This window comes from Burkholderia sola, assembly GCF_905400185.1.
Lineage (GTDB): Bacteria > Pseudomonadota > Gammaproteobacteria > Burkholderiales > Burkholderiaceae > Burkholderia > Burkholderia sola.
In genome coordinates, this window is record NZ_FR989676.1 from 413,043 (window position 1) to 437,023 (window position 23,981).

Here is a 23,981-nt window from a genome sequence, read left to right on the forward strand (position 1 = left end):
CGGCCGGCGGCGCCTTTTTCCGGAACGACGCTCAAGCGATCAGCCTGAGCTTTCTCGTCTCCGCGAGCCACGCCTCGAACGCCTGCGCCGGCATCGGCCGCGCGTAGTAGTAGCCCTGCGCGTGATCGACGTCGAGCTGCTTGAGGAATTCGGCTTCCGCATGCGTTTCGACGCCTTCGGCGACCACCGCGAAATTCAGCGCCTTCGCGAGCGACACGACCGAGTGCACCAGCGCCTGCGAGCGCGGGTTGCGGTCGATGGCCGTGATGAAGGTGCGATCGAGCTTGATCGCGTCGAGCGGCAGACGCGACAACTGCGACAGCGACGAATAGCCGGTGCCGAAATCGTCGAGATGGATCTCCGCGCCGAGCTGGCGGAACTGCCGCATCAGCCCGATGGCCGCCTCCTCGTCCTCGATGAAGCAGCTCTCGGTCAGCTCGATGTCGAGCAGGCCGGGCTTCAGCCCCGCGCCATCGAGAATCGACGCGAACTGATGGACGATGTTCATGTCCTGCAACTGCCGAGCGGACACGTTCACCGCGATCCGGATGCCGAGCCCCTTCGCTTTCCACGCGGCGGCCTGCGCGGCCGCGGTGCGCATCACCCAGCGCCCGAGCGGCGCGATCAGCCCCGACTCTTCCGCGAAACGGATGAACTCGATCGGCGCGACGAGCCCGCGATCGGGCGACTGCCAGCGGATCAGCGCCTCGACGCCGTGCACGTCGCCCGTCGCGATGTCGACGACCGGCTGGTAGTACAGCACGAACTGCTCTTCCTCGAGCGCCTTGCGCAGGTTCGTGTCGAGCCACATGTACTTCGCGACCTTCTGGTTCATCTCGAGCGAGAACACGCGATACGTATGCTTGCCTTCCTCCTTCGCGACGTACATCGCGGTGTCGGCGCAGCGGATCAGCGTCTCGAGCGAATCGCCGTGCTGCGGGTACATCGCGATGCCGATCGAGCAGCTCGTGTAGACCTCCATCAGCCCGAGATGGATCGGCGTGCGCAGCCGTTCGAGGATGATCTGCGCGGTCGCTTCGAGCAGCGGGCGCGTGCCGTGTTCGAACAGCACGAGGAATTCGTCGCCGCCGAGCCGCGCGAGCGTCGCGCCCGACGGCAGGCAGCCGTTGATGATCGCCGACACGTCCTTCAGCAGGCGGTCGCCGGTGATGTGCCCGTAGTGATCGTTGACGCGCTTGAAGTTGTCGAGATCGAGGAACAGGATGCCGACCTGGCCGCGCGTATTGGCGTCCTCCTGCGCGATCGCCGCGTGGATGCGCTCGCTGATCGCATGGCGGTTCGGCAACCCGGTGAGCACGTCGGTGTTCGCGAGTTCGGTGAGCCGCTGCTGCGCGTTGCGCTCCTCGGTGATGTCGATGCCCGAGCAGATCAGGAACTGCTCTTCGACGCCGCTGCCGCTCTGCACGAACTTGTTGCGGAACTGGAACAGGCGCGGCCCGTTGACCGTATTGATGTAGCGCTCGACCGCGAACGACTGGTTGCTCGCGAAGAAGCCCGTGATGTTGGTGCGCGACTGCGCGCCCTGCTCCGGGCTCATGAACAGCTCGAACGCGCTGCGGCCGATCACGTCGACCTCGCGCTTGCCGGTCACTTCCTCGCACAGGCGGTTGAAGCGCTGCACCATCCCGTTGCGATCGAGGATCACGACGAGCGAATTCACTTCCGACACGACCTGCTCGGCGAACGCGAGCCCGTGCGACAGGTCGCCGGCGACGGACTCGGTATCGGAATAGGCGGACGCCGTGCCGGCCCAGTCGACCGTATTGACCTTCCTGCCGACGAGGTGGAGGCTGACCGTGCTGCCGAACAGCACGATGTCGAGCACGAGGTGCGACGTGACGCCGGTCAGCGCACGGATGCGCCCGGCCTGTTCGACCGTCAGCGCGACCGCGACGTTGGTCAGCCCGCGGACCGCGGCCAGTTCGAGTGCATTGCTGTCGCTGCCGAGACGCCAGCAGGGGCTGCGCGTACCGACGTGCGCCTCGAGCACCGCGCTATCGTTTTCGTCATCCATGGACACGCCCCGATCCAAAAAAAACGCACAGTGTAGACGGAGGCGAGTGACCCCACCGCCTTCCCGGGCCGCGACGCACGTGCCCCGCAGGGCGGCCGTGATTGCCGTGACAGCGGCCTCGTCCCGTACTTGTTTGCAGCTGATGCGACCGGCGTTCGCGCGTGATGCGCGCAGGTTCTGCCTTACGGAATGATGAGAGCCATCTTATCAAATGACAATGAAGATTGGCACTCACATTTAGAGAAGTGTGTCAAGGAATCGGGACTCGATTGGCAGACCGGAGTTTTCATGATTGGCGGCTGGCGAATGCGCGCACGGGGCGGTGCGCATCGGGAGCGGCGTGCCAGGCCCCAAAGCCCCGCCGGGCGGGCGTTCGGGGCCGGTCCATCGATATGGGGCCTGATCTTTCGGGAGCCTGTGGCGGCAGGGTCGAATCGGATCCCGTGATCCGCAGTTTCCCGTGTTTTTTGATTCCGTTCGTGCGCGAATACGCGGCTTTATTCCACAGTTCGTTGCAATATCCTCCGCCCGCCCCCGTCGCACCCGGCGCGGCGCATCCGCGCCGGGTGCGCGGGCTCAGCCTGCCGCGCCGTAGCCGCCGCCGCCCGGCGTTTCGACGACGAACACGTCGCCGGGCGCCATCTGCGCGCGGCCGATGTGGTCGAGCGCCTCGACCGTGCCGTCCGCCCGCTCGATCGTGTTGCGGCCGAGCGCGCCGGCTTCGCCGCCCGCCGCGCCGAACGGCGCGTGGACCCGGTTGTTCGACAGGATCGACGCGGTCATCGGCTCGAGGAAGCGGATCCGCCGCACCGCGCCGTCGCCGCCGCGCCAGCGCCCACCGCCGCCCGAGCCCGCGCGGATCCGGTGCGAATCGAGCCGCACCGGGTAGCGCCATTCGAGCACTTCCGGATCGGTGAGCCGCGAGTTCGTCATGTGCGTCTGCACCGCGGCGACGCCCGCGAAGCCGTCGCCCGCGCCGCTGCCGCCCGCGATCGTCTCGTAGTACTGGACTCTCTCGTTACCGAATGTGAAGTTGTTCATCGTTCCCTGGCTCGACGCGACGCAGCCGAGCGCGCCGTACAGCGCGTTGGTGATCGCCGACGACGTCTCGACGTTGCCCGACACGACGGCCGCCGGGTAGTCGGGATTCAGCATCGAGCGGGCCGGCACGATCACGGTCAGCGGCTTCAGGCAGCCGGCGTTCAGCGGAATGTCGTCGCCGACGAGCGTGCGGAACACGTACAGCACCGCCGCCATGCAGACGGCCTTCGGCGCGTTGAAGTTGTTGTCGAGCTGCGCGGACGTGCCGGTGAAATCGATCTCCGCGCACCGCGCCGCGCGATCCACGCGGATCGCGACGCGAATCTCCGCGCCGTTGTCGAGCGGATAGCGGTAAGCGCCGTCCTGCAGCGCGCCGATCACGCGCCGCACCGCTTCTTCGGCGTTGTCCTGCACGTGCGTCATGAACGCGAGCACGACGTCGCGGCCGAACTGCGCGACCATCCGGCGCAGCTCGTCGACGCCCTTCTGGTTCGCGGCGACCTGCGCGCGCAGGTCGGCCATGTTCTGCTCGACGTTGCGCGCCGGATAGCGGCCGGATGCCAGCAGCGCGCGCGTCTCGGCATCGCGCAGCACGCCGGCCGACACGAGCTGCCAGTTGTCGATCAGCACGCCTTCCTCGTCGATATGGGTCGAATCGGGCGGCATCGAGCCCGGCGTCGTGCCGCCGATATCCGCGTGGTGGCCGCGCGAGCCGACGTAGAACAGCGGCGCGTCGGCGCCGTCCGCGAACACCGGCGTGATGACCGTCACGTCCGGCAGGTGCGTGCCGCCGTGGTACGGGTCGTTCAGCATGAACACGTCGCCGTCGCGCATGCGGCCGCGGTTGCGCTCGATCACCGTGCGGATGCTCTCGCCCATCGAGCCGAGATGCACGGGCATGTGCGGTGCGTTCGCGATCAGGTTGCCGTCGCCGTCGAAGATCGCGCACGAGAAGTCGAGCCGCTCCTTGATGTTCACCGAGTACGCGGTGTTCTGCAGCCGCAGCCCCATCTGCTCGGCGATCGACATGAACAGGTTGTTGAAGATCTCGAGCCGCACCGGATCGGCGTCGGTGCCGAGCGAGCGGCGCGTCGGCAGCGGCGTCGTGCGCGTCAGCACGAGATTGCCCTGTGGGGTCATCTCCGCGCGCCAACCAGGTTCGACGACGGTCGTGCCGTTCTGCTCCGCGACGATCGCGGGGCCGTCGATCGCGTCGCCGGCGCGCAGCGTGTCGCGCACGACCAGCGCCGCGTCGTGCCACTGGCCGCCGGAATAAAAGCGCACGGCCGCGTGCGCTTGCGGCGCCGCGCCCGCCTCGCGCGGTGCGAGCGGCGCGATGTCGACCGGCGCGTCCGAGCGGCCGATCGCCTCGACCGACGCCAGCTCGGCGACGAGCGGCGTGCCGGGCATCAGGAACGCGTAGCGCTGCCGATATGCGGTTTCGAACGCCTGCTGCATCGCCGCGACCGAGCCGGCCGGCACGTCGAGCGCCGAATCGGTGCCCTGGTAGCGCAGGTGCACACGTCGCTCGGTCGTGATCCGCTCCGGCGGCACACCCTGTTCGAGCAGCGCGCCGATGGCCTCGTCGGCCAGCCGGTCGAGCGCCGCGTTCAGCGCCGTCAGCGATTCGTCGGACAACACGGCTTCCACCGCGCGCTCGCGCATCGCGGTCTGGTCGGCGAGGCCCATCCCGTATGCGGACAGCACGCCCGCGAGCGGATGCGCGAACACCTGCGTCATCCCGAGCGCATCGGCCACGCCGCACGCGTGCTGGCCGCCCGCGCCACCGAACGTCGTCAGCACGTAGCGCGACACGTCGTGGCCGCGCTGCACGGAGATCTTCTTGATCGCGTTCGCCATGCTGCCGATCGCGATCTCCAGGAATCCTTCGGCGAGCGCCTCGGGCGTCTCGCGCCGGCCGGTCGCCGCGTGGATCTCGTCGGCGAGCGCCGCGAACTTCGCGACCACGCCGTCGCGATCGAGCGGCTGGTCCGCATGCGGGCCGAACACGCGCGGGAAATGATCGGGCTGGATCTTGCCGAGCATCACGTTGCAGTCGGTCACCGTCAGCGGGCCGCCGCGCCGGTACGCCGCCGGCCCCGGATTCGCGCCGGCCGATTCGGGTCCGACGCGCAGCCGCGCGCCGTCGAAGCCGAGCACCGAGCCGCCGCCGGCCGCGACCGTGTGGATGCTCATCATCGGCGCGCGCATCCGCACGCCGGCCACCTGCGTCTCGAACACGCGCTCGAATTCGCCGCTGTAGTGCGACACGTCGGTCGACGTGCCGCCCATGTCGAAGCCGATCACCTGCTCGAAGCCGGCCGCACGCGCCGCGCGCACCATCCCGACGATGCCGCCGGCCGGGCCCGACAGGATCGCATCCTTGCCCTGGAACGCGTCGGCGCGCGTGAGGCCGCCGCTGCTCTGCATGAACTGCAGGTTCACGCCGGGCATCTCGTGCGCGACCTGCTCGACATAGCGGCGCAGGATCGGCGACAGGTATGCGTCGACCACGGTCGTATCGCCGCGCGACACCATCTTCATCAGCGGCGACACCTCGTGCGACACCGACACCTGCGTGAAGCCGATGCGGCGCGCGAGCGCCGCCAGCATCCGTTCGTGCGCGGTATGGCGATAGCCGTGGATCAGCACGATCGCGAGCGCACGCACGCCGCTGTCGAACACGCGACGCAACGACACTTCGGCACCCTGAACATCGAGCGGCACGACCACGTCGCCGTGCGCGCCGACGCGCTCGTCGATCTCGACGACCGTCTCGTACAGCGCGTCGGGCAGCGCGATGTCGAGATCGAACAGGCGCGGCCGGTTCTGGTACGCGATACGCAGCACGTCGCGAAAACCGCGCGTCGTCGCAAGCGCGGTGCGTTCGCCCTTGCGTTCGAGCAGCGCGTTGGTCGCGACCGTCGTGCCCATCTTCACCATGTCGACCTGCGCGGGCGTGATCGGCTCGCCGGCCGCGAGGCCGAGCAGGTGGCGGATGCCGGCCACGGCCGCGTCTTGGTACTGCTCGGGGTTCTCCGACAGCAGCTTGTGCGTGACGAGCGTGCCGTCGGGCCGCCGCGCGACGATGTCGGTGAACGTGCCGCCGCGGTCGATCCAGAATTGCCAGCGCGCGGCGTCGGAGGGAACGGAGGAAAGGTGTCGGTCAGTCATGATGTCGGTCGATGCGTCGTTGAATCGAGGGACGAGCGCCGCCGCACGGCGCGCGTCGCACGCCGTGTCACGGTGTCGATGAAAAGGGAAAAAAGCGCGGGGCCGACGGCCCCGCCGCTGCCGTCGGTCAGGCGGCGTCGAGTTCGCGGCCGCGGGTCTCGGGCAGTGTCAGCGCGGCGACGATCACCACGCCGTACGCGGCGACCGCGAAGATGCCGATGCTCGTGCCGAGCCCGTACTGCTTGGACAGCGCGCCGATCAGGAACGGGAACAGCGCGCCGATCGCGCGGCCCACGTTGTAGCAAAAGCCCTGGCCGGAGCCGCGCACGCGGGTCGGGAACAACTCGGTGAGGAACGCGCCCATCCCCGAGAAGATGCCCGATGCGAAGAAGCCGAGCGGGAAGCCGAGCCACAGCATCGACGCGTTGGTCAGGTTCAGCGACGTGTACGCGAACGCGATCACCATCGAGCCGACCGCGAACAGGATGAAGTTCGGCTTGCGGCCGAGGCGGTCGGTCAGGTACGCGCTCGTCAGGTAGCCGACCCACGAACCGAAGATGATCATCGCGAGATAGCCGCCGGTGCCCATCACCGTCAGGTGCCGCTCGGTCTTCAGGAAGGTCGGCAGCCACGTCGTGATCGCGTAGTAGCCGCCCTGCGCGCCGGTCGTCAGCAGCGCCGCGCGCAGCGTCGTCGTGATCAGCTTCGGCGCGAAGATCTCGGTGAGGCGCGGCGCATCGGCCACCTTCGCCTGCGCGGCCTTCTCCTTCTCGTAGACGTCCGGCTCCTTCACGTAGCGGCGGATCGCGACGACCAGCAGCGCGGGCGCGAGCCCGACGAGGAACAGCGCGCGCCACGCCTGCTCGGCCGGCAGCACCGAGAACAGCAGCGCATACAGCAGCGCGCACAGCCCCCAGCCGATCGCCCAGCCCGACTGCACGAGGCCGACCGCCCTGCCGCGGTCGCGCGCGCGGATCACTTCGCCGATCAGCACCGCGCCGGCCGTCCATTCGCCGCCGAAGCCGAAGCCCATCAGCGCGCGCGCCGCGACCAGTTGGTGATAGTTCTGCGCGAGCCCGCACAGCGCGGTGAACACCGCGAACCACATCACCGTGAGCTGCAGCGTGCGTACGCGGCCGATCCGGTCGGACAGGATGCCGGCGATCCAGCCGCCGAGCGCCGACGCGAGCAGCGTGATCGTGCCGATGAAGCCTGCGTCGGCCAACGAGATGCCCCAGGTCGCGACGAGCGTCGGGATCACGAACGACAGCATCTGCGTGTCCATCCCGTCGAGCATGTAGCCGACCTTGCAGCTCCAGAACGCGCGGCGTTCGCGCGGTTGCGCATCCGCGTACCACGAGAACAGGCCGCTGCGCTCGCGGCTCGCGGGCTCGGCGGCGGGCGCCGCGAGGGTCTTGCTTTCCATGGTGGTACTCCTGTCGTTGTGCGCCGATCAAATGGCGTGTGGTGCTGTGTGTCTGTCGTAGGTGTGTCGCGTGCGGGGCCGGCGGGTCAGAACACGGCCAGCGACGCGTTCGTGATGTCGGTCATCAGCATGTGGCCGGGCGTATGCGCGATCGCGATCGGCAGCTTCGCGTCCATCAGCGCGGTTTGCGGCGTCACGCCGCACGCCCAGAACACCGGCAGCTCGCCGTCGCGGATCGTCACCGCGTCGCCGAATTCGGGCGCGTCCAGATCCTCGATGCCGAGTTCCCGCGGATGGCCGATATGGATCGGCGCGCCGTGCACGCCCGGAAACCGGCTCGTGATCTGCACCGCGCGGATCGCGTCGGCGCCGCGCAGCGGCCGCATCGACACGACCAGCTGGCCGCCGAAAATCCCCGCGCGGCGGTTCGCGATCGACGTGCGGTACATCGGCACGTTGCGCCCCTCCTCGACGTGGCGCAACCCGATCCCTTCGCGGGCGAGCATGTCCTCGAACGAGAACGAGCAGCCGATCGCAAATACGACGAAATCGTCGCGCCACAGCGCTTCGAGCGATTCGACCTGCTCGGTCAGGCGGCCGTCCCTATATACGTTGTAGCTCGGCACGTCGGTGCGGATGTCGAGATCCTCGCCGAGCGCGGCGATCCGGAACGCACCCGGTTCGCCGACGCCCAGCAGCGGGCAGGCCTTCGGGTTCGCCTGGCAGAAGCGCAGGAAATCGTGCGCATACGCGTCGGGCAGGATCGCGAGGTTCGCCTGGGCAAACGGGCCGCAATGGCCGGCGGTCGGGCCGCGGAACGCGCCGCGGCGCACGGACTGGCGGAATTCGGAAGGCGTCATGATGGTCGGTCGCAGATCGGGATGGCGGGGCGATGACGGTGGTGTGTCATCGGATATGGCGAAGAATAGAAAGGAAAAAATTTTGTCGCCAACGAGTTTTTTTGCGCCCGTTGTATAGAATTTCTTAACGGGTCTGCGGGTTTTCCCCGGTCCCGTTCACTTTTCGTCGCCGGCAAGCTGCGCATCCATTGCTCGCCCGACTGCCATGAACACGCGTTTTCTCGAAACCTTCGTCATGCTCGCGAAGCTGCGCAACTTCCGCACGACCGCGGCCGCGCTGCACGCGACGCCGGCCGCGATCTCGCAGCGCCTGAAGGCGCTCGAGGACGAACTGCATACCGTACTCGTCGATCGCGACAGCCGCGCGTTCCGGCTCACGCCGAACGGCGAATACCTGCTCGGCTATGCGAAGGCCGTCGTCGAGGCGACGCAGGAACTGCAGGCCGCCGCGTCCGGCGAGCGTGCGCTGCGCGGCAAGCTGCGGCTCGGCGTGATCGAGACGGTCGTGCACAGCTGGCTACCGCATTACATGCGGCGGCTCGCGGCCGACTACCCGCAACTGGAAATCGACCTGACCGTCGACGTCAGCGTCGTGCTGCAGCGCCGGCTGATGGCCGGAGAACTCGACCTGATCATTCGCGTGGAAGGCAGCGACGAGGCGTCGGTCGTGTGCGACGCGCTCGCGAACTACCCGGTGCGCTGGATCGCGCGCGCCGGGCTGCTGCCGAACACGCGCACCGGCCTCGCGCGGCAGGTGCTGCGCCAGCCGATCCTCACCTACGGGCGCGGCACAGCGCCCCATCGCGCGCTGGAAGACATCGTCCGCACGCTCGCGCATGCGCACGGCGTGCCGCTGTCGGAGACGCGCATCACCGGGTCGCCATCGATCTCGGTGATCGTGCAACTGGTGCGCGACGGTTTCGGCGTCGCCGCGATTCCGGTGCTGTTCGTCGATGCGCTGATCGAAAGCGGCGAAGTCGTCGAGCTGCCGCTGCAGCCGTCGCCGCCGTCGATCGTCGTGTCGATGTCGCGGCGAACGGACGCGCCGCGGTTCGTGCACGGTGCGTCGATCGCCGCGCGGGCGGCGTGTCACGAGTATTGCGAAAAGAGCACGCGCTTGCTGGTCGAAGCGCTTTGACCCCGACGCGCTGGATGACGCACGTTCGACATCGCCGCGCGAATCGCCCACAATCGCGATCGGCGCGTCGCCACATCGGCGCCGCGCATCGTGAATGACCGCCCGGCCGTCCGGCATTCGTCGCTTCGCATGATCGTGCACCACGAGAAGGCAACATGCAGATCCGCTCCACTTCGTCCCGCCTGAACCTCGCGCGCGTCGTGATCGTCGCGCTGTATGTCGCGTCGCTGCTGCTGCCCGTCGCGGCCGAACCGCCGAATGCGGTCGGCGCGGTAAGCTGGTTGCACGGCTACACCGTGCTCGCGCTCGGGCCGCTCGCGATCCTCGACCTGCAATTCGCGTGGCTCGGCAACCCGCTGCTCGTCGTCGCGCTGCTCAGGCCGAGCCGTACCGTGTCGGCGCTACTGGCCGTGGTCGTCGTCTTTGCGCTCGGCTGGCATACGATCCCGACCGATGCGAACTACGAAACGATCCGCACGTTCGGGGCCGGGTACTACTTGTGGATCGCGGCGATGGTGGGCGCCGCCGCGCTGCCGTGGATCGACGGGCGCGAGCGGCAGGATGGCGTGACGCGAAGCGGTGCCGTCGGCGCCGTGGATGGGGTCGTACCGAACGATGCTGTCACCGGCACCGGCGGCCTGGCCCGGCCGAATGCCGCGCCGGCATCGACGCGTCCGCCTGCCCGGCAGCGCGGCTGGACCGTGACGGCAACCGATACGCGCATCGCGTCGACCGATCAGACCGGGACGACACGCGGCATCGCGCTGTCCGACCTCGGCGCGATCCTGATCGAAACCAACGACCAGGGGCCGTTCGTGTCGGATGTCTGGTGGATCCTGCTCGATACGAACAAGCAGTTCGCGTGTGCCTTTCCGCAGGATGCCGAAGGCGCGAAGGCGGCGGTCGACCGATTGCTCGACCTGCCCGGCATCGACCACCGCAAGGTCATCGACGCGCAGACGTCGATCCAGAACGCGACGTTCCCGATCTGGGAGCGCGCGGCGCGCGAACCGGCCACGCCGGGAGAGACCGGCGCGACCGCGTGACCGGCGACCGTTACGCGGAGGGCTCCGCACGCGACGGCGTCAGCTTGCCGTCGCCGTACTCGCGAAGCACCTGCGAAATCACGACACGATACCCGTCCAGCCAGCGCGCCTGCTTCGCCTTGGCTTCGAGATGCGCGGGATGCTGGATCAACTGCCGCAGCGCCGCCTCGGATTCCCAGTAGTAGATATTCTGGATCAAGCCGGCTTCCGCGTTCTCCCACGTTTCCTCGCCGAGATAACCGGGCGTCGCGCGCGCCATGTCGGCGATCTGCCGGTCGAGCCGGTGGAATTCGTCGTCGTACTGCCCGGCACGAAAAATGAAGGTCGACGCGTACATGCCCGCTCACTCTGCCACGATGAAAGAGCGCCAAGTGTAAGGCACGCACGGCGTGCCGCGATCGTCGTCAAGCGGCGAGCGGAGCGGCGGCGGCGCGATCGTCGAGCCACGCGTCGATCCATGACGCATCGTCGCGCGTGGCGGCAGTGGGTGACGGCATGGCTGCGAGCGCTTGTCGCGCCCGTTCCAGCGCCTGCGCGAAGCCACGCAATTCGTGCGTCGCCGGCCGGTCGTCGGACCGTCGACGCGCGAGCGCCGCTTCGACGTTCGCGCCGATCAACGCCAACTGCGCGTCGATGAAGTCGACGCACAGCGCGCGGCAATGCGCGGATACCTGAGCGACGACGAGCAGGACCGGCACGATCGACACGGTCAGGTAGCCGCCGGGCGCCAGCCGCGACAGCGCATCGCGCAGGTCCTGCCCGCCGTCGGTCAGCGACGCGAATACGGCGTCGCGCCACACCGCGCGCTCGAATACGAGCGCATCGCGATACGCGTCGAGCGCCGCACGATCCGCGACCTGCCCGGCCGTCACCAGCGGAATCGGGAACGACGATTCGTTTGTGGATTGCACGCTCCCGGCCTCGACGATGCAGTTCGCGCCGAGCCACGCCGCATCGTCGTGTCGTGCCGCAAGCACGCGGGCCTGCAACCGGTCGGGCAGCATCGGATCGAGCGGCACCGCGCGGCAGATCGACGGCTTGTTCGCGTGCACGCCGCAGCGGCCGTCGTCGGCGAGCGCCGCGCAACGGCCGAGCGACGGATAGTCGTAGCCTTGCAGCGTCAGCGCGAGCCATTCGCCGTGCACGCCGCCGCCGCGATGAAACAGCCGGTCCGCCAGCGCATCGGCGGCCGCGACGTCGTCCGCATCGAGCGTGTGCTCGCGCCCGCCCGCCTGCCAGCGTTCGCCGATCCGCCGCTTCGGCACGCGACGAATCGTCAACGCGCCGACGAAGCGGTGCCGATGCCGGAACAGTTCGCGCAACGACAGCGTCGGCGCGCTGTTGCAGCAGCGTCCGCACGCGTTGCACGCGAGCAGGTAGGTGTCTACCACGGCCGCCGCACCGAATCCTGGTAGCGCGTGAGGATGAAGCGCGCGACGTCGTCCGAGTGATACGCGGCGACGAGCTGCGCGACCCACGGCTTCGCACGATCAGTGTCGCGCACCGTGAGCACGTTCGCATACGGCGAGCGGGCGTCCTCGAGGCTGATGCTGTCGCGCGCGGGCTGCAGCCCGGCGCGTGCCGCGTCGTCGCTGTCGATCGCGACGAATGCGGCCGTGTCGAGCGCCGCGTAAAGCCGGTCGCGGCGCAGCGTGGCGAATTTCAGCGCGAGCCGGTTGCCCGTCACGTCGCGCAGCGTCGCATGCAGGCCGGCTTTTTCGCGCAGCGTCACCAGCGTGTCGTTCTGCAGCAGCACGAGCGCGCGCGCCATCCCGCGCGGATCGGCGGGCAGCGCGACCGTCGCGCCCGGTTGCAGTTCGTTCAGGTTCTTCAGCTTGCGCGAATAGAATGCCATCGGCAGCGTGACCGTCGGCGCGACGGCGGTCAGCGCATAGCCTTTCGCCGCGAGCGTGGCGCTCAGGCGCTGCGCATCCTCGAAGCTGGCCGCGTCGATCCGCCCGTCGGCCAGCGCCGTGTCGATGCGCGACGCATCGTCGAATTCGACGACGTCGACGCCCAGCCCGCGCGCGGCGGCCACCTTCTTCACTTCGTCGAGGATCTGCGCATGCACGCCGCGCGTGACGCCGACGCGCACTGCCGGTGCGGCACGTGCGGCGGCTTCGGCAGCCATCGCCGAACCCTGCTGCATCACCGCGCAGGCAGCCAGCAGCCACGCCGAAACGAATCGCCCGATGCCCGCGGTCACGACGCGTCCCTCAGGATCGTGCGAAACCCGATATGCGATGCGCCCAGATCCGCTTCCTGCTGTTCGCGCGACGACGCGCGATAGCGCACGCAGTAATCCCGCGAACACAGGAACGAGCCGCCCTTGATGACCATCGGCGTATCGTGCCGGCGCGTCGACGGTGCGACGGCTGCGGTGTCGCCGTTCGTATGCGACTGATGCGGGCCCGTGTACGCATCCTTCGTCCATTCCCATGCGTTGCCGATCATGTCGTAAAGACGAAAGCCGTTCGCCGCATAGCAGCCGACGGGCGCCAGCCCCGCGTGACCGTCCTCGGCCGAGTCGAGCACCGGAAACGCGCCCTGCCAGTAGTTCGCGGCCGGCTTGCCGTTGGCGTCGCGCGGCGCCGCATCGAGCGACGCGTCGTCGCGGCCGGCCTTGCCCGCGTATTCCCATTCGGCCTCGTTCGGCAGGTCGCGGCCGAGCCAGTGCGCATACGCGAGCGCATCGCGCTGCGTGACGAGCGTCACCGGCAGGTTGCCGAGCCCGTCCACGTCGCTGCCGGGCCCGCGCGGATGCCGCCACGACGCGCCCTTCACCCACGACCACCACGCGAGGTCGCGTGCATTCATCTCGTCGCGCGTCGGCACATGGAACACCGCCGCCCCGCCCTGCTGCTCGGCCTCGGTCACGTAACCGGTCGCCTGCACGAAGGCTGCGAACTGCGCGATCGTCACGTCGGTCTGGTCGATCCAGAAGCCGCCGACGCGCGTCGCGCCGTCGCCGGCCGGACGCTCGTCCGCATAGCCGCGCGTGCTGCCGAACACGAACGCGCCGCCGCGCAAGTGCACCATGCCCGCCTTCGGATCGTCGCGCCACTTCGCCGGCAGCCCCGAATAGCGCTTGCACTCGCGCTCCGAACCGAGCGGCGCGAGCGCGCGGCCGCGATTCAGATCGTCGAACGCGCCGCCTGCCGGCACCGCCGGATTCGCATAACCCACCGCGAACGCGGCGGCGAACAGCGTGGCGGCCAGCGCCGCGCCGATCGTCCAGAAACGCAACCGCATCGTGTCGCCTCGCGATCAGTAGTAGCCGCGCGGACGCAGCGGCTCGACGCCACCGACGTTGCTCATGTAGGTCTTCCACTGATCGACCAGCGTGCCGATCACCGACGGGTTCTGCGCCGACACGTCGGTCGTCTCGCCACGGTCCGCCGCGAGATCGTAAAGCTGCCAGTGACCGTCGAGCGGGCCGAGCGGCGGCTCGGTCCACAATGCCTTCCAGCGACCGTCGGCGCTGCGCAGATACGCGCGGCCGTATGCTTCGTCGCCGAACGGCGTCGTATGCACTTCGCCCGTCGTCGAACCGGTGAGCACCGGCAGCAGCGACTGGCCCGTCACCGGATACACGTAGCGGTTGTTGTAAATGACCTTGCCCTTGTTCTGGTCGACGCCCGTCAGCGTGTTGACCAGCGGCGGCGCCGGTTGCGACGGCGGCGTGACGCCCGCAACCGCGAGGAACGTCGCCGTGTTGTCGGTCACGTGCGTGAACGCGCGCAGCGTCGGCAACGGTTGCGACTGGCCCGGCAGGTGCACGATCGTCGGCGTCGACACGCCGCCTTCGCCCGAATAGCCCTTCGTGAGCCGGAACGGCGCCGCGCTCACTTCGGCCCAGCGCAGCCCGTACTGCAGGCGCTGTGCGTTCTGCTTGCCGTTGTCGGTGCCGAGCGTCGAGTAGATCGGGTCCTGTCCGTTCGCGGTATCGGTCGCCGTCGGGTCCGCGCCGGAATCGATCGGCCAGCCTTCCGCGCCGTTGTCCGACTGGAACATGATGAACGTGTTGTCGTATTCGCCGATGTCCTTCAGATGCTGGATCAGGAGTCCGATGTTGTAGTCGAGGTTCTCGACCATCCCCGCGTAGATTTCCATGTAGCGCGCCTGAGCCTTGCGCTCGGCCGGCGACAGGCTCGACCACAGCTTGTCGACCTTGCCGGAGCCGTAGTCGCTATAGCCGTCCGCGGCCGAATGCACCGCGCTGATGTACTTCGCGCTGGCCGTGCCGTTGTTCGCGGTCGCGGGCGATGCCGCCGTCGTCTCCGGCAGCCCGTCGAACGGCTTGAAATCGGCGGGAATCAGGCCGAGCGCCTTCTGTCGCGCGATCCGCGCGTTGCGGATCGCATCGTAGCCGGCGTCGTACACGCCCGCGTACTTGTGCAGCCACGGATCGGGCACCTGCAGCGGCCAGTGCGGCGACGTGTAGGCCGCGTATGCGAAGAACGGCTTGCCGTCCTGCTTGTTCGCATCGATGTACGAGATCAGCTTCCGCGTATAGAAATCGGTCGAATAGAACACGGCAGGGCTGCCGCCCGTGCCCCCCGGTTGCCCGGGCTGGCCCGGCTGCACGTAACGACCGTCTTCCGTGTAGTTCGACGAGCCGGCCGGCTCGTGCGCGAAGTGGTTCGTCGCCGCGCCGCCGAGCAGCACGTAGCTGCGCTCGAAGCCCCACTGGTCGGGTGTCTGCCCGCTGCCCGTCGCACTGCCGACGATGCCCGAGCCGATGTGCCACTTGCCCGCGATATACGTGTGATAACCGGCGTCCTTCAGCAATTGCGCGAACGACAGCGCGCGATCGTTCAGGTAGCCCTCGTAGCCGGGCAGCCCGCGCCGCTCGTCGGTCGGCACGCCCATCGTGCCCTCGCCGACGAGATGGTGATCGGTGCCCGACACCAGCATCGCGCGCGTGATCGCGCAGACGGTGCCCGTGTGGTGGTTCGACAGGATGCGGCCCGACGCGACGAGCGCGTCGAGGTTCGGCGTGTTGATTTCGCCGCCGAACGCATGGATGTCGGAATAGCCGAGATCGTCGGCCATGATGTACAGGATGTTCGGGCGCTTGGCCGCGGGCGTCGCGCTGGCCTGCGGCGGCGGACTGCTGTCGACGCCGCCGCACGACGCGAGCGACACCGCGCCGGCAATCGCGGCGCAGACGACACGGAAACGAAAAGCATGCAACGGCGACGCGGACTTTTTCATTCTTGTTGACGCTCGATCTACGGGAGCGGCGATCTTAGCGTCGCGCGCGCAACGCCCAAAGTCGGATTCGTCACATGCTAACGGGGTGGGGGAATATGTAAGGAGGCCAGTATTCCGCAACTCGCACGACGATTGATTCGCCGCGTCAGGTTGAATCACGTCGCATCAGCTTCGGGCGAATCGCGATTGCGGCGCACGTTTGTCCGGCACCGCGCCTTTTACGGGGACGTCCGCCCTTCTTCTCGTCGTAGACCATCACGACGGCATGATGCAGGCGCCCCACCCCAATTCTCAGTCGGTGTCCGGGCGCTGAACGGGGGACCAGTCGATGGAACCCGACTCTGCGAACTTGAGCCGTTCGCGCAATTCCGGATGTACACCCGCCTGCATCAGCAGCGCCATGCCGCCCAATCGCCGCGCGTCCTCATCGGTAATCGGGCACCCGTCATTCGGTTCTGCATGCGGCGGAATCGTGATGGCGACACCTGCATTCATTTCGCGGTCAAGGACGGCCTGCACGTCGCGGCGAAACACCGTGCACAGCGTAACCTGTTCGGTCTCCTCGTCGTAAAACACGATGGTGGCGCGTCTCGGTTTGCTCATGTCACCGTCCTCTACAGGTCTGAAATTTTTCGAAAGCACGTTGCCTGCACAATGCGTAGGTTCTGGGGTCTTTATACATCGCGCCAGCGGCCGCACACATTTCCATGTCGATTTCGTATCGTGCGAAACACTGTTCCTCTTGAAACGCGTCGACAGCCGCCGTGGTCATAGCGTCGCCCCACGGTGAGTCGTCGAGCGAGAACGGTGTCGCGTCGCTGAGCAGCGCACTATCAACCCGTACGGGCGCGATGCCGGCAATACCACTGCCTGTGCCAGCTATGATGCTCTCCAGGTATCGTATCAACTCATCAGCCGATACATCGCTTGGCCGTGCCCAACTCGGGATTGGCGTGTCCGCAGACCGCAACGCCATGGGTGCCACTCTACCGAACCGGTTCCCACGAGGGAAAGGGGGCAGGGACCGCCGACCACCCGAAGCGCCGCCATTCACCGCCACGCGCTCAATCTCGACGACGACCCGCCCATCCTCGATGGCGGACCTGAGCACATCGAGCGGTGCACCACGAACGGTACCAAGGCCCAATTGCCGCACGTACATCACCGCATTCGTCGTCAGGCCTGCATACTTCGGCCAGTGCAGCATCAGTTCGGAGATTGCGGCGCGCTGACTGGCCAACAACGTTCCACGTCCCGCGCGCGTCAGTGTCGCGCGCTTTCCCGAACCCAATTCGATTGCGATTGAAGCCATTCGAAACCCCGGCGTTACCGTCGGGCGAATCTACTTTTCGCAACACGATGTCACAAGCTCGCGGTTTTCATGGAACACGCAAAAACCTGCGCGCGTCGGGACTGACGGCTCGCATTGTTTCCCCGAGACATGCCGCCGAGGCGCAGCGGCTCGCTGTTTGGCGCCGCGCAGACGCTCGCATTCCGGATGTGTGCACGTATGTGCTCCCAGCGTCGGAAATCTTTAAATTCTGTTACCTGCCCCAGGTAGTCCCTGTCGTGCGCTCAATACCGCATCACCCGATACAGACCGGCGGCCGCGAGCGCCATGCCTCACCACGCGAGCCCGCCGCTCGTCTCGCTGACCACGACGAGCGCGATCAACGCGGTGGCGGGTGGTATCAGGAAAACAGCGCCGACACACGCGACGCGTCGCCGTAGCGCACCAATGCGCTCCATACCCTCGCCATCCTTGGCGTGGAAACGTTAGAAAAAGTCTCGAGACGGCCAACAAGAGCTGCAAAACTACACCGATCGCGGCAATCGCGAAGGTTACCGCGACCGATCGGCATGCCAGCGTCAGCGCTACCCGGCACCATGGGCGGGATATCGCCGGCGCAATCACCCGATCTAAACTCGATCGATCTGCTCGACAACCTGCTAGAGTTGCCGGTCAATTTTTGGAAAGGGACATGTAAGAATTGCGCGACTTATCCCGAGAAAGTGCTCGCGCCGCGCCCGCACAGCTATCTCGGCCTGAAGGCGAACACTGCGATTCGGGGTGCGCAATGAATTGGCTTGCAGACCGATTGCTTCTCATCGTCACGGCACTGATCGTCACGGCCGCAGGCTGGGCGATCATCAGCGCGACAGGCGAATGGTTTCCGCTTCTGATGACGGTGACCGCGTTCGCTTCACTGTGGATCGAAAACTCGCGGCTGCGCAAGCTGCTCGAACAAAACGGTATCGATCCGCGACGACGCAAGCGCTAGTCGCCCGAAAAAAGCGGCTTACCGGTTTTTCCTCACTGGGTTGAGGCTGACTATGCGAGACGCACGAAAGTGCGACACGCATCCAACCAGATTGTCACGTCGTCATCGGAGAACCGCTCGCCGTCATCCGCGCTCGCCGTTCGCGTCGTCCGACGCCAGCATGTTCGGAATCTCGTCGACCAGCGCATCGACGACCACGCGCACCTTCGACGGCACGTGACGCGCCGCCGGTCGCACCGCGAACACTTCGGCGCCCGACACGCTGTCGCTGTCCATCACGAGCGCGAGGCGGCCGTCGCGCACGTACGGCGCCATCAGCCAACACGGCAGCCACGCAAGGCCCGCGCCGGCGGCAGCCGCATCGGCGATCGCCTGCAGGTCGTCGAACCGCAGCCGGCCGGCCGCGCGATGGTCGTGCACCGCGCCGTCCGCGCCGATGACCCGCCATGGCGTCGGTTGTCCACCGCGCGAATACGCGATGCCGACGTGCGACGCGAGTTCGTCGAGCCCCGACGGCCGGCCGTGACGCGCGAGATACGCGGGCGATGCGCAGATGCCCATGCGCTGCACGCCCAGCTTGCGGCCGACCAGCGCGTTCGTATCGGCCAACTCCCCGATGCGCACCGCCAGGTCGAAGCCGTCGTTGACGAGGTCGGCCACGCGGTCGCTGAACGACATGTCGATTTCGAGCCGCGGGTGGCGCTCGACGAGACGCCGCACCACGGGCGCCACGCACTGCCGCCCGAACAGCACCGGCACGCTGACGCGCACGCGCCCGGCCGGCTCGCGACGCCCCGCGTCGAGCGCGGCCTCCGTTTCGCCGAGTTCGGCCAGCAGCCGCCGGCATTGCTCGTAATAGACGAGCCCTTCGTCGGTCAGGCCGAGCTGGCGCGTCGTGCGCTGCAGCAGCCGCGCGCCGAGACGCAGTTCGAGCCGAGCGACGATTTTCGCGACGGCCGAGCGCGTCATGCCGAGGCGCAGCGCCGCCGCCGCGAAGCTGCCCGATTCCACCACGTCGACAAATTCGGCGACGCCTCTCAGCCGTTCATCCATGCCGCTCCGCTCCGGTGCGATGACAAGGTTGTGTCCGTGCTGGCGACAATCGTCGGCCGAATTCTCGCCAATGCGTCCACCTGCGCAACACTATGATAGTCCTGACTATCTCGAAAAGGAGTCGACATGCATGCATGGCAAATCAAACCGGGCGACGGCATTGCCGGGCTCCGGCGCATCGACGCGACACCGCGCGCGGTCGGGCCGACCGGCGTCGTCGTCAGGATCCATTCGGCCGCGCTGAACTATCGCGACCTGATGTTCGCGCGCGGCGACTATCTCGGTATCGGCACCGACGCGCTGATCCCGGTCGCCGACGGCGCCGGAGAAGTGGTCGAGACGGGCCGCGACGTCACGCGCTTCAAGCCGGGCGACCGCGTGATCAATACGTACTTCCCGCGGTGGATCGACGGGCCGCCGACACCGCACAAAGTGTCGGGTTCGCCCGGTGCGCAATTCGACGGCGTGCTCGCCGAACGCTTCGTGTCCGACGAGGCCGCGCTGGTCGCGATCCCCGCGCATCTCGACTACGACGAAGCCGCGACGCTGTCGTGCGCGGGCGTCACCGCGTGGAACGCGCTGTTCGTCGACGGCGGACTGTCGCCGGGCGCGACCGTCGTGCTGCTCGGCACGGGTGGCGTATCGATCATCGCGCTACAGCTCGCGCAGGCCGCCGGGTTGCGCACGATCGTCACGTCGTCGAGCGACGCGAAGCTCGAACGCGCTCGTGCACTCGGTGCGGACGCAACGATCAACTACCGGACGACGCCCGAATGGCAACACGAAGTATTGCGCCTCACCGGCGGTGCGGGCGCGGATCTCGTCGTCGAAGTCGGCGGACGCGATACGCTGCCGCGCTCGCTCGCCGCGACGAAAACAGGCGGCATCGTGTCGGTGATCGGCGGGCTCAGCAGCTTCGACGGGCCCGAACTCGGGCTGCTGCCGCTGATCGGCGGCTTCCGGCGTCTGCACGGCTTCATGGTCGGCAGCCGCGCGATGCTCGACGACGTCGTGCGGCTCGTCGACGCGAAACGGATCAAGCCGGTGGTCGATCGCGTGTTCGGCTTCGACGAGGCGCCGCAAGCGTATGCATACCTGCAATCGGGGCAGCACTTCGGCAAGGTCGTGGTTCGCGTCGCATCGTGACGCCTGAAGGCGGCAGACGCCGCCTTCTTCCGCCTCCTCCCTCTCCGTTCCCCGTCTTCCCGTCCAAAGCGCATTCGCGCAAATGCTTTTCCGAATCCGTTATTGGATCGCACCGCCGCGCGTTTTTATACTCGTCAGCACTCTCTGTTAAAGAGTGCCAGCCAATTTCGACAGAACAGCACAGGACGAAAAGATGAGCCTACGCCCCTTGCACGACCGCGTGATCGTGAAGCGACTCGACCAGGAAACCACCACCGCATCGGGCATCGTGATTCCCGATAGCGCCGCCGAGAAACCCGACCAGGGCGAAGTGATCGCCGTCGGCCCCGGCCGCAAGGATACCGACGGCCAGCGCATCGTGCCCGACCTGCAGGTCGGCGAGCGCGTGCTGTTCGGCAAGTACGCGGGGCAAGCCGTCAAGGTGGACGGCAACGAGTTTCTCGTGCTGCGCGAAGAAGACATCGTCGCGGTCGTCAATCAATAACGGAGCGCAATCATGGCAGCCAAGGAAATCATTTTCAGCGACATCGCACGATCGAAGTTGACCGAAGGCGTGAACATTCTCGCGAACGCGGTCAAGGTCACGCTCGGGCCGAAGGGCCGCAACGTCGTGCTCGAACGCAGCTTCGGCGCGCCCGTCGTCACGAAGGACGGCGTGTCGGTCGCGAAGGAAATCGAACTCGCGGACAAGCTGCAGAACATCGGCGCGCAGCTCGTGAAGGAAGTCGCGTCGCGCACCAGCGACGCGGCCGGCGACGGCACGACGACGGCTACCGTGCTCGCGCAGGCGATCGTCCGTGAAGGCCAGAAGTACGTCGCGGCCGGGCTCAATCCGCTCGACCTGAAGCGCGGCATCGACAAGGCCGTCGCGTCGGCCGTCGACGAATTGAAGAAGATCAGCAAGCCGACCACCACGAGCAAGGAAATCGCGCAGGTCGCGACGATCTCCGCGAACGGCGAGGAATCGATCGGCCAGCGTATCGCCGAGGCGATCGACCGCGTCGGCAAGGAAGGCGTGATCACCGTCGAGGACGGCAAGTCGCTCGCGGACGAGCTCGATGTCGTCGAGGGGCTGCAGTTCGATCGCGGCTACCTGTCGCCGTACTTCATCAACAATCCCGACAAGCAGATCGCCGAGATCGAAAACCCGTACATCCTGCTGCACGACAAGAAGATTTCGAACATCCGCGATCTGCTGCCGGTGCTCGAACAGGTCGCGAAGTCGGGCCGGCCGCTGCTGATCATCGCGGAAGACGTCGAAGGCGAAGCGCTCGCGACGCTCGTCGTGAACAACATCCGCGGGATCCTGAAGACGGTGGCGGTCAAGGCGCCGGGCTTCGGCGATCGCCGCAAGGCGCTGCTCGAGGACATCGCGATCCTCACCGGCGGCCAGGTGATCGCCGAGGAAACGGGCCTGACGCTCGAAAAAGCCACACTCGCCGAACTCGGCCAGGCGAAGCGCATCGAAGTCGGCAAGGAAAACACCACGGTGATCGACGGCGCGGGCGATGCGAAGAACATCGAGGCGCGCGTGAAGCAGATCCGCGTGCAGATCGAAGAGGCGACGTCCGACTACGATCGCGAGAAGCTGCAGGAACGCGTCGCGAAGCTCGCGGGCGGCGTGGCGGTGATCAAGGTCGGCGGCGCGACCGAAATCGAGGTGAAGGAGAAGAAAGATCGCGTCGACGACGCGCTGCACGCGACGCGCGCGGCCGTCGAGGAAGGCATCGTGCCGGGCGGCGGCGTCGCGCTGATCCGCGTACGGCAGGCGATTCGCGAACTGAAGGGCGCGAACGCCGATCAGGACGCGGGCATCAAGATCGTGCTGCGCGCGCTGGAAGAACCGCTGCGCCAGATCGTCACGAATGCGGGCGAGGAGGCGAGCGTCGTCGTCGCGAAGGTCGCGGAAGGCGCGGGCAACTTCGGCTACAACGCGCAGACGGGCGAGTACGGCGACCTCGTCGAATCGGGCGTGCTCGATCCGACCAAGGTTACGCGCACCGCGCTGCAGAATGCGGCGTCGGTGGCCGGGCTGCTGCTGACGACCGATGCGACCGTGTTCGAAGCGCCGAAGGATGCGGCGCCGGCCGCCGCGCCCGGCGGCCCGGGCGCGGGCGGGCCGGGGTTCGATTTCTGACGACGCGGCGGCGTGCGCGCCGGTTTGTCGGTATGCGCGCGGTCATGTAGTCACGGGAAACGCGTGGCGACGGAAGTCGTCACGCGTTTTTCTTTAGGATCGACCGTCTGCGGAACCGCTGGTAACGCGCGACTCCCACCCCTTTACGACCTTTTTACTTGCGCCCGCGCATCCGTTCACTAGAATGGGTCCGCCATCCACCGCCGAGCACGCGCCATGCGCATCCGACGTCCTCGTCCTCCGAGTTGCATTTCTGCCTGACAGGCCGGACGCCTGCGTCACCTTCCCGAGTCACCGTCCTGCCGACAGGCGGACGATGCGCGCCGTAGTCCTTTCCGTGCACGCTTGAACGCGATGTCGATGTGGTCGTCACGCATCGCAATGTATGCGTTCGAGCACGTGCATCGACACAGGCCGCGTAACGACGCGCCATCGATCCGCCGATTCTAGCCAGTTGTTTTGCATCACTGATTTCATTCACGGGGCCTTCCGCTTCCGCAGCATCGCATGCCCCGTCGCGATCGTCTTTCATACAGGAGCCGTGAAATGATGCTGGGTTTGACGTTCTGGAAACACGTGATCGGGCGGCGGACCGAAACCCTCCACGAAGTACGAACGACGGCGCACGACCGGCATCGCCGGGTGTCGAGAACGCTCGTACTGACGAGCGCCGCGGCCGCGTTCGCGGCAATCGCATTCGGTGCGCCGGTCGTCGGCATTTCGGTGTTTGTGCTGACGACGCTGCCGTTCGTACTGTCGGGCACCTGAGGTTGCCCATATCGGGCGCGGCTCCGTCGGCGCTCGATACGAAATTTTAATGCTCGCCCACCGCGTATCTGACACCGTCTTTACGCGAGGTTGTCTAGGATTTCCCTGTCATCCCGACACGGAGCAATCCGCATGCAAACGCAGCAGGCCGCCGTCGGCGGCCAATCCCCCATCGCTCACCGACGCGGCAGCACGCCGTTCGCGACCCGGCTCGCCGACGCCTGTCCGACGGACAACATCCTGCTCGATGTACCCGTGGAAAGCGCGAGCCAGTTGTTCGACCTGATCGCGCGCCATGTCGCGCGCGGCAGCGGCGTATCCGCCGACCGGATCCGCGCCGAACTGATCAAGCGCGAGCAACTCGGCTCGACCGGCCTCGGGCAAGGCGTCGCGATTCCGCATGCGCGCGTCGACGGGCTCGGCTCGGCCGTCGCGCTGTTCGTTCGCGCGCGGTACCCGTTCGCGTTCAACGCGCCGGACCGCAAGCCCGTGCATGAATTCATCGTGCTGGTGCTGCCGCACGCGGACGGCCGCGTGCACCTCGAACTGCTCGCCGATGCCGCGCGATGGTTCAGCGAACGCGCGATCCGGCAGGCGTCGCGCGATGCGCAAACGCCCGAAGAGATTCACCGGCTCATGCAACGCACTGTTTGACCCG

Annotated in this window: 21 protein-coding genes; 8 read left to right on the forward strand and 13 right to left on the reverse strand. The window is 67.3% G+C overall.

Annotated features, from left to right (window positions below; translation table 11 throughout):
* Nucleotides 1–31: 31 nt before the first annotated feature.
* The 4 genes from pdeR to KR541_RS18350 form a co-directional block, all read right to left on the reverse strand.
* Nucleotides 32–2,035, reverse strand: coding sequence for a cyclic di-GMP phosphodiesterase (pdeR, locus tag KR541_RS18335; protein ID WP_216089704.1), 2,004 nt, complete (start codon nucleotides 2,033–2,035; stop codon nucleotides 32–34).
* A 576-nt stretch (nucleotides 2,036–2,611) separates the two neighbouring features.
* A complete protein-coding gene (locus tag KR541_RS18340; protein ID WP_216089705.1) occupies nucleotides 2,612–6,250 on the reverse strand; it encodes a hydantoinase B/oxoprolinase family protein in 3,639 nt (1,212 codons plus the stop codon).
* A gap of 127 nt (nucleotides 6,251–6,377) precedes the next feature.
* The gene (locus KR541_RS18345; protein ID WP_089489020.1) at nucleotides 6,378–7,676 is read right to left on the reverse strand and encodes an MFS transporter; all 1,299 of its coding nucleotides are present in this window, start codon (nucleotides 7,674–7,676) and stop codon (nucleotides 6,378–6,380) included.
* 86 nt (nucleotides 7,677–7,762) lie between these two features.
* Complete coding sequence (locus KR541_RS18350) at nucleotides 7,763–8,536, reverse strand: putative hydro-lyase (protein WP_050017234.1); 774 nt, start codon at nucleotides 8,534–8,536, stop codon at nucleotides 7,763–7,765.
* Between the two features lie 205 nt (nucleotides 8,537–8,741).
* Between KR541_RS18350 and KR541_RS18355 the strand changes: the two genes are divergently transcribed.
* Entirely contained in the window at nucleotides 8,742–9,674 is a 933-nt protein-coding gene (locus tag KR541_RS18355; RefSeq protein WP_050017235.1) for a LysR family transcriptional regulator, read from the forward strand.
* Nucleotides 9,675–9,829: 155 nt separating this feature from the next.
* Entirely contained in the window at nucleotides 9,830–10,720 is an 891-nt protein-coding gene (locus KR541_RS18360) for a hypothetical protein (RefSeq protein WP_050017236.1), read from the forward strand.
* A 10-nt stretch (nucleotides 10,721–10,730) separates the two neighbouring features.
* Here KR541_RS18360 and KR541_RS18365 read toward each other — a convergent pair whose 3' ends face one another.
* The 8 genes from KR541_RS18365 to KR541_RS36945 form a co-directional block, all read right to left on the reverse strand.
* Nucleotides 10,731–11,057: an antibiotic biosynthesis monooxygenase family protein gene (locus KR541_RS18365; RefSeq protein ID WP_050017237.1), complete on the reverse strand. Its 327-nt coding sequence runs from the start codon at nucleotides 11,055–11,057 to the stop codon at nucleotides 10,731–10,733.
* Between the two features lie 67 nt (nucleotides 11,058–11,124).
* Nucleotides 11,125–12,111, reverse strand: coding sequence for a YkgJ family cysteine cluster protein (locus tag KR541_RS18370; protein ID WP_050017238.1), 987 nt, complete (start codon nucleotides 12,109–12,111; stop codon nucleotides 11,125–11,127).
* Nucleotides 12,105–12,926, reverse strand: coding sequence for a MetQ/NlpA family lipoprotein (locus tag KR541_RS18375; RefSeq protein ID WP_150123364.1), 822 nt, complete (start codon nucleotides 12,924–12,926; stop codon nucleotides 12,105–12,107). Before KR541_RS18375 ends, KR541_RS18370 begins: the two co-directional genes overlap by 7 nt.
* Entirely contained in the window at nucleotides 12,923–13,972 is a 1,050-nt protein-coding gene (locus KR541_RS18380; RefSeq protein ID WP_050017239.1) for a formylglycine-generating enzyme family protein, read from the reverse strand. The genes KR541_RS18375 and KR541_RS18380 overlap by 4 nt, the downstream gene beginning before the upstream one ends.
* Before the next feature lie 15 nt (nucleotides 13,973–13,987).
* Nucleotides 13,988–15,937, reverse strand: coding sequence for an arylsulfatase (locus tag KR541_RS18385; protein ID WP_050017240.1), 1,950 nt, complete (start codon nucleotides 15,935–15,937; stop codon nucleotides 13,988–13,990).
* A gap of 291 nt (nucleotides 15,938–16,228) precedes the next feature.
* The gene (locus KR541_RS18390) at nucleotides 16,229–16,540 is read right to left on the reverse strand and encodes a hypothetical protein (protein ID WP_050017241.1); all 312 of its coding nucleotides are present in this window, start codon (nucleotides 16,538–16,540) and stop codon (nucleotides 16,229–16,231) included.
* Between the two features lies 1 nt (nucleotide 16,541).
* Complete coding sequence (locus KR541_RS18395; protein WP_089489015.1) at nucleotides 16,542–17,249, reverse strand: hypothetical protein; 708 nt, start codon at nucleotides 17,247–17,249, stop codon at nucleotides 16,542–16,544.
* Between the two features lie 311 nt (nucleotides 17,250–17,560).
* Nucleotides 17,561–17,686 (reverse strand): hypothetical protein, encoded by a 126-nt coding sequence (locus tag KR541_RS36945; protein WP_256975687.1) that lies wholly within the window; start codon nucleotides 17,684–17,686, stop codon nucleotides 17,561–17,563.
* A gap of 350 nt (nucleotides 17,687–18,036) precedes the next feature.
* Between KR541_RS36945 and KR541_RS18405 the strand changes: the two genes are divergently transcribed.
* Entirely contained in the window at nucleotides 18,037–18,219 is a 183-nt protein-coding gene (locus KR541_RS18405) for a hypothetical protein (RefSeq protein ID WP_244138010.1), read from the forward strand.
* Between the two features lie 123 nt (nucleotides 18,220–18,342).
* Here KR541_RS18405 and KR541_RS18410 read toward each other — a convergent pair whose 3' ends face one another.
* Entirely contained in the window at nucleotides 18,343–19,272 is a 930-nt protein-coding gene (locus KR541_RS18410; RefSeq protein ID WP_124594171.1) for a LysR family transcriptional regulator, read from the reverse strand.
* Nucleotides 19,273–19,398: 126 nt separating this feature from the next.
* On the opposite strand from KR541_RS18410, the gene KR541_RS18415 reads away from it, so the two are divergent.
* The 5 genes from KR541_RS18415 to KR541_RS18435 all read left to right on the forward strand — a co-directional run bounded on the left by KR541_RS18415 (nucleotide 19,399) and on the right by KR541_RS18435 (nucleotide 23,977).
* Nucleotides 19,399–20,418: a zinc-dependent alcohol dehydrogenase family protein gene (locus KR541_RS18415; RefSeq protein ID WP_089489012.1), complete on the forward strand. Its 1,020-nt coding sequence runs from the start codon at nucleotides 19,399–19,401 to the stop codon at nucleotides 20,416–20,418.
* A 193-nt stretch (nucleotides 20,419–20,611) separates the two neighbouring features.
* On the forward strand, nucleotides 20,612–20,902 hold the full coding sequence (locus KR541_RS18420) for a co-chaperone GroES (protein WP_011694564.1): 291 nt from the start codon (nucleotides 20,612–20,614) through the stop codon (nucleotides 20,900–20,902).
* 12 nt (nucleotides 20,903–20,914) lie between these two features.
* Nucleotides 20,915–22,555 (forward strand): chaperonin GroEL, encoded by a 1,641-nt coding sequence (gene groL, locus KR541_RS18425; protein ID WP_050017246.1) that lies wholly within the window; start codon nucleotides 20,915–20,917, stop codon nucleotides 22,553–22,555.
* 546 nt (nucleotides 22,556–23,101) lie between these two features.
* Nucleotides 23,102–23,323 carry a hypothetical protein gene (locus KR541_RS18430; protein ID WP_124630871.1) on the forward strand — a complete coding sequence of 74 codons (222 nt, stop codon included), beginning with the start codon at nucleotides 23,102–23,104 and terminating at the stop codon, nucleotides 23,321–23,323.
* A gap of 132 nt (nucleotides 23,324–23,455) precedes the next feature.
* Entirely contained in the window at nucleotides 23,456–23,977 is a 522-nt protein-coding gene (locus KR541_RS18435) for a PTS sugar transporter subunit IIA (RefSeq protein ID WP_124630872.1), read from the forward strand.
* The last annotated feature ends 4 nt before the right edge of the window (nucleotides 23,978–23,981 follow it).

Excerpts from the sequence above, each read along its gene's own strand:
- KR541_RS18395 (WP_089489015.1), bottom strand. The coding sequence starts at position 17,249 with ATGGCTTCAATCGCAATCGAATTGGGTTCGGGAAAGCGCGCGACACTG.
- KR541_RS18420 (WP_011694564.1), top strand. The coding sequence starts at position 20,612 with ATGAGCCTACGCCCCTTGCACGACCGCGTGATCGTGAAGCGACTCGAC.
- KR541_RS18430 (WP_124630871.1), top strand. The coding sequence starts at position 23,102 with ATGATGCTGGGTTTGACGTTCTGGAAACACGTGATCGGGCGGCGGACC.
- KR541_RS18355 (WP_050017235.1), top strand. The coding sequence starts at position 8,742 with ATGAACACGCGTTTTCTCGAAACCTTCGTCATGCTCGCGAAGCTGCGC.
- KR541_RS18385 (WP_050017240.1), bottom strand. The coding sequence starts at position 15,937 with ATGAAAAAGTCCGCGTCGCCGTTGCATGCTTTTCGTTTCCGTGTCGTC.
- KR541_RS18415 (WP_089489012.1), top strand. The coding sequence starts at position 19,399 with ATGCATGCATGGCAAATCAAACCGGGCGACGGCATTGCCGGGCTCCGG.
- pdeR (WP_216089704.1), bottom strand. The coding sequence starts at position 2,035 with ATGGATGACGAAAACGATAGCGCGGTGCTCGAGGCGCACGTCGGTACG.
- KR541_RS18380 (WP_050017239.1), bottom strand. The coding sequence starts at position 13,972 with ATGCGGTTGCGTTTCTGGACGATCGGCGCGGCGCTGGCCGCCACGCTG.
- KR541_RS18435 (WP_124630872.1), top strand. The coding sequence starts at position 23,456 with ATGCAAACGCAGCAGGCCGCCGTCGGCGGCCAATCCCCCATCGCTCAC.
- KR541_RS18365 (WP_050017237.1), bottom strand. The coding sequence starts at position 11,057 with ATGTACGCGTCGACCTTCATTTTTCGTGCCGGGCAGTACGACGACGAA.
- KR541_RS18390 (WP_050017241.1), bottom strand. The coding sequence starts at position 16,540 with ATGAGCAAACCGAGACGCGCCACCATCGTGTTTTACGACGAGGAGACC.
- KR541_RS18350 (WP_050017234.1), bottom strand. The coding sequence starts at position 8,536 with ATGACGCCTTCCGAATTCCGCCAGTCCGTGCGCCGCGGCGCGTTCCGC.
- KR541_RS18345 (WP_089489020.1), bottom strand. The coding sequence starts at position 7,676 with ATGGAAAGCAAGACCCTCGCGGCGCCCGCCGCCGAGCCCGCGAGCCGC.
- KR541_RS18340 (WP_216089705.1), bottom strand. The coding sequence starts at position 6,250 with ATGACTGACCGACACCTTTCCTCCGTTCCCTCCGACGCCGCGCGCTGG.
- groL (WP_050017246.1), top strand. The coding sequence starts at position 20,915 with ATGGCAGCCAAGGAAATCATTTTCAGCGACATCGCACGATCGAAGTTG.
- KR541_RS18360 (WP_050017236.1), top strand. The coding sequence starts at position 9,830 with ATGCAGATCCGCTCCACTTCGTCCCGCCTGAACCTCGCGCGCGTCGTG.
- KR541_RS36945 (WP_256975687.1), bottom strand. The coding sequence starts at position 17,686 with ATGGAGCGCATTGGTGCGCTACGGCGACGCGTCGCGTGTGTCGGCGCT.
- KR541_RS18410 (WP_124594171.1), bottom strand. The coding sequence starts at position 19,272 with ATGGATGAACGGCTGAGAGGCGTCGCCGAATTTGTCGACGTGGTGGAA.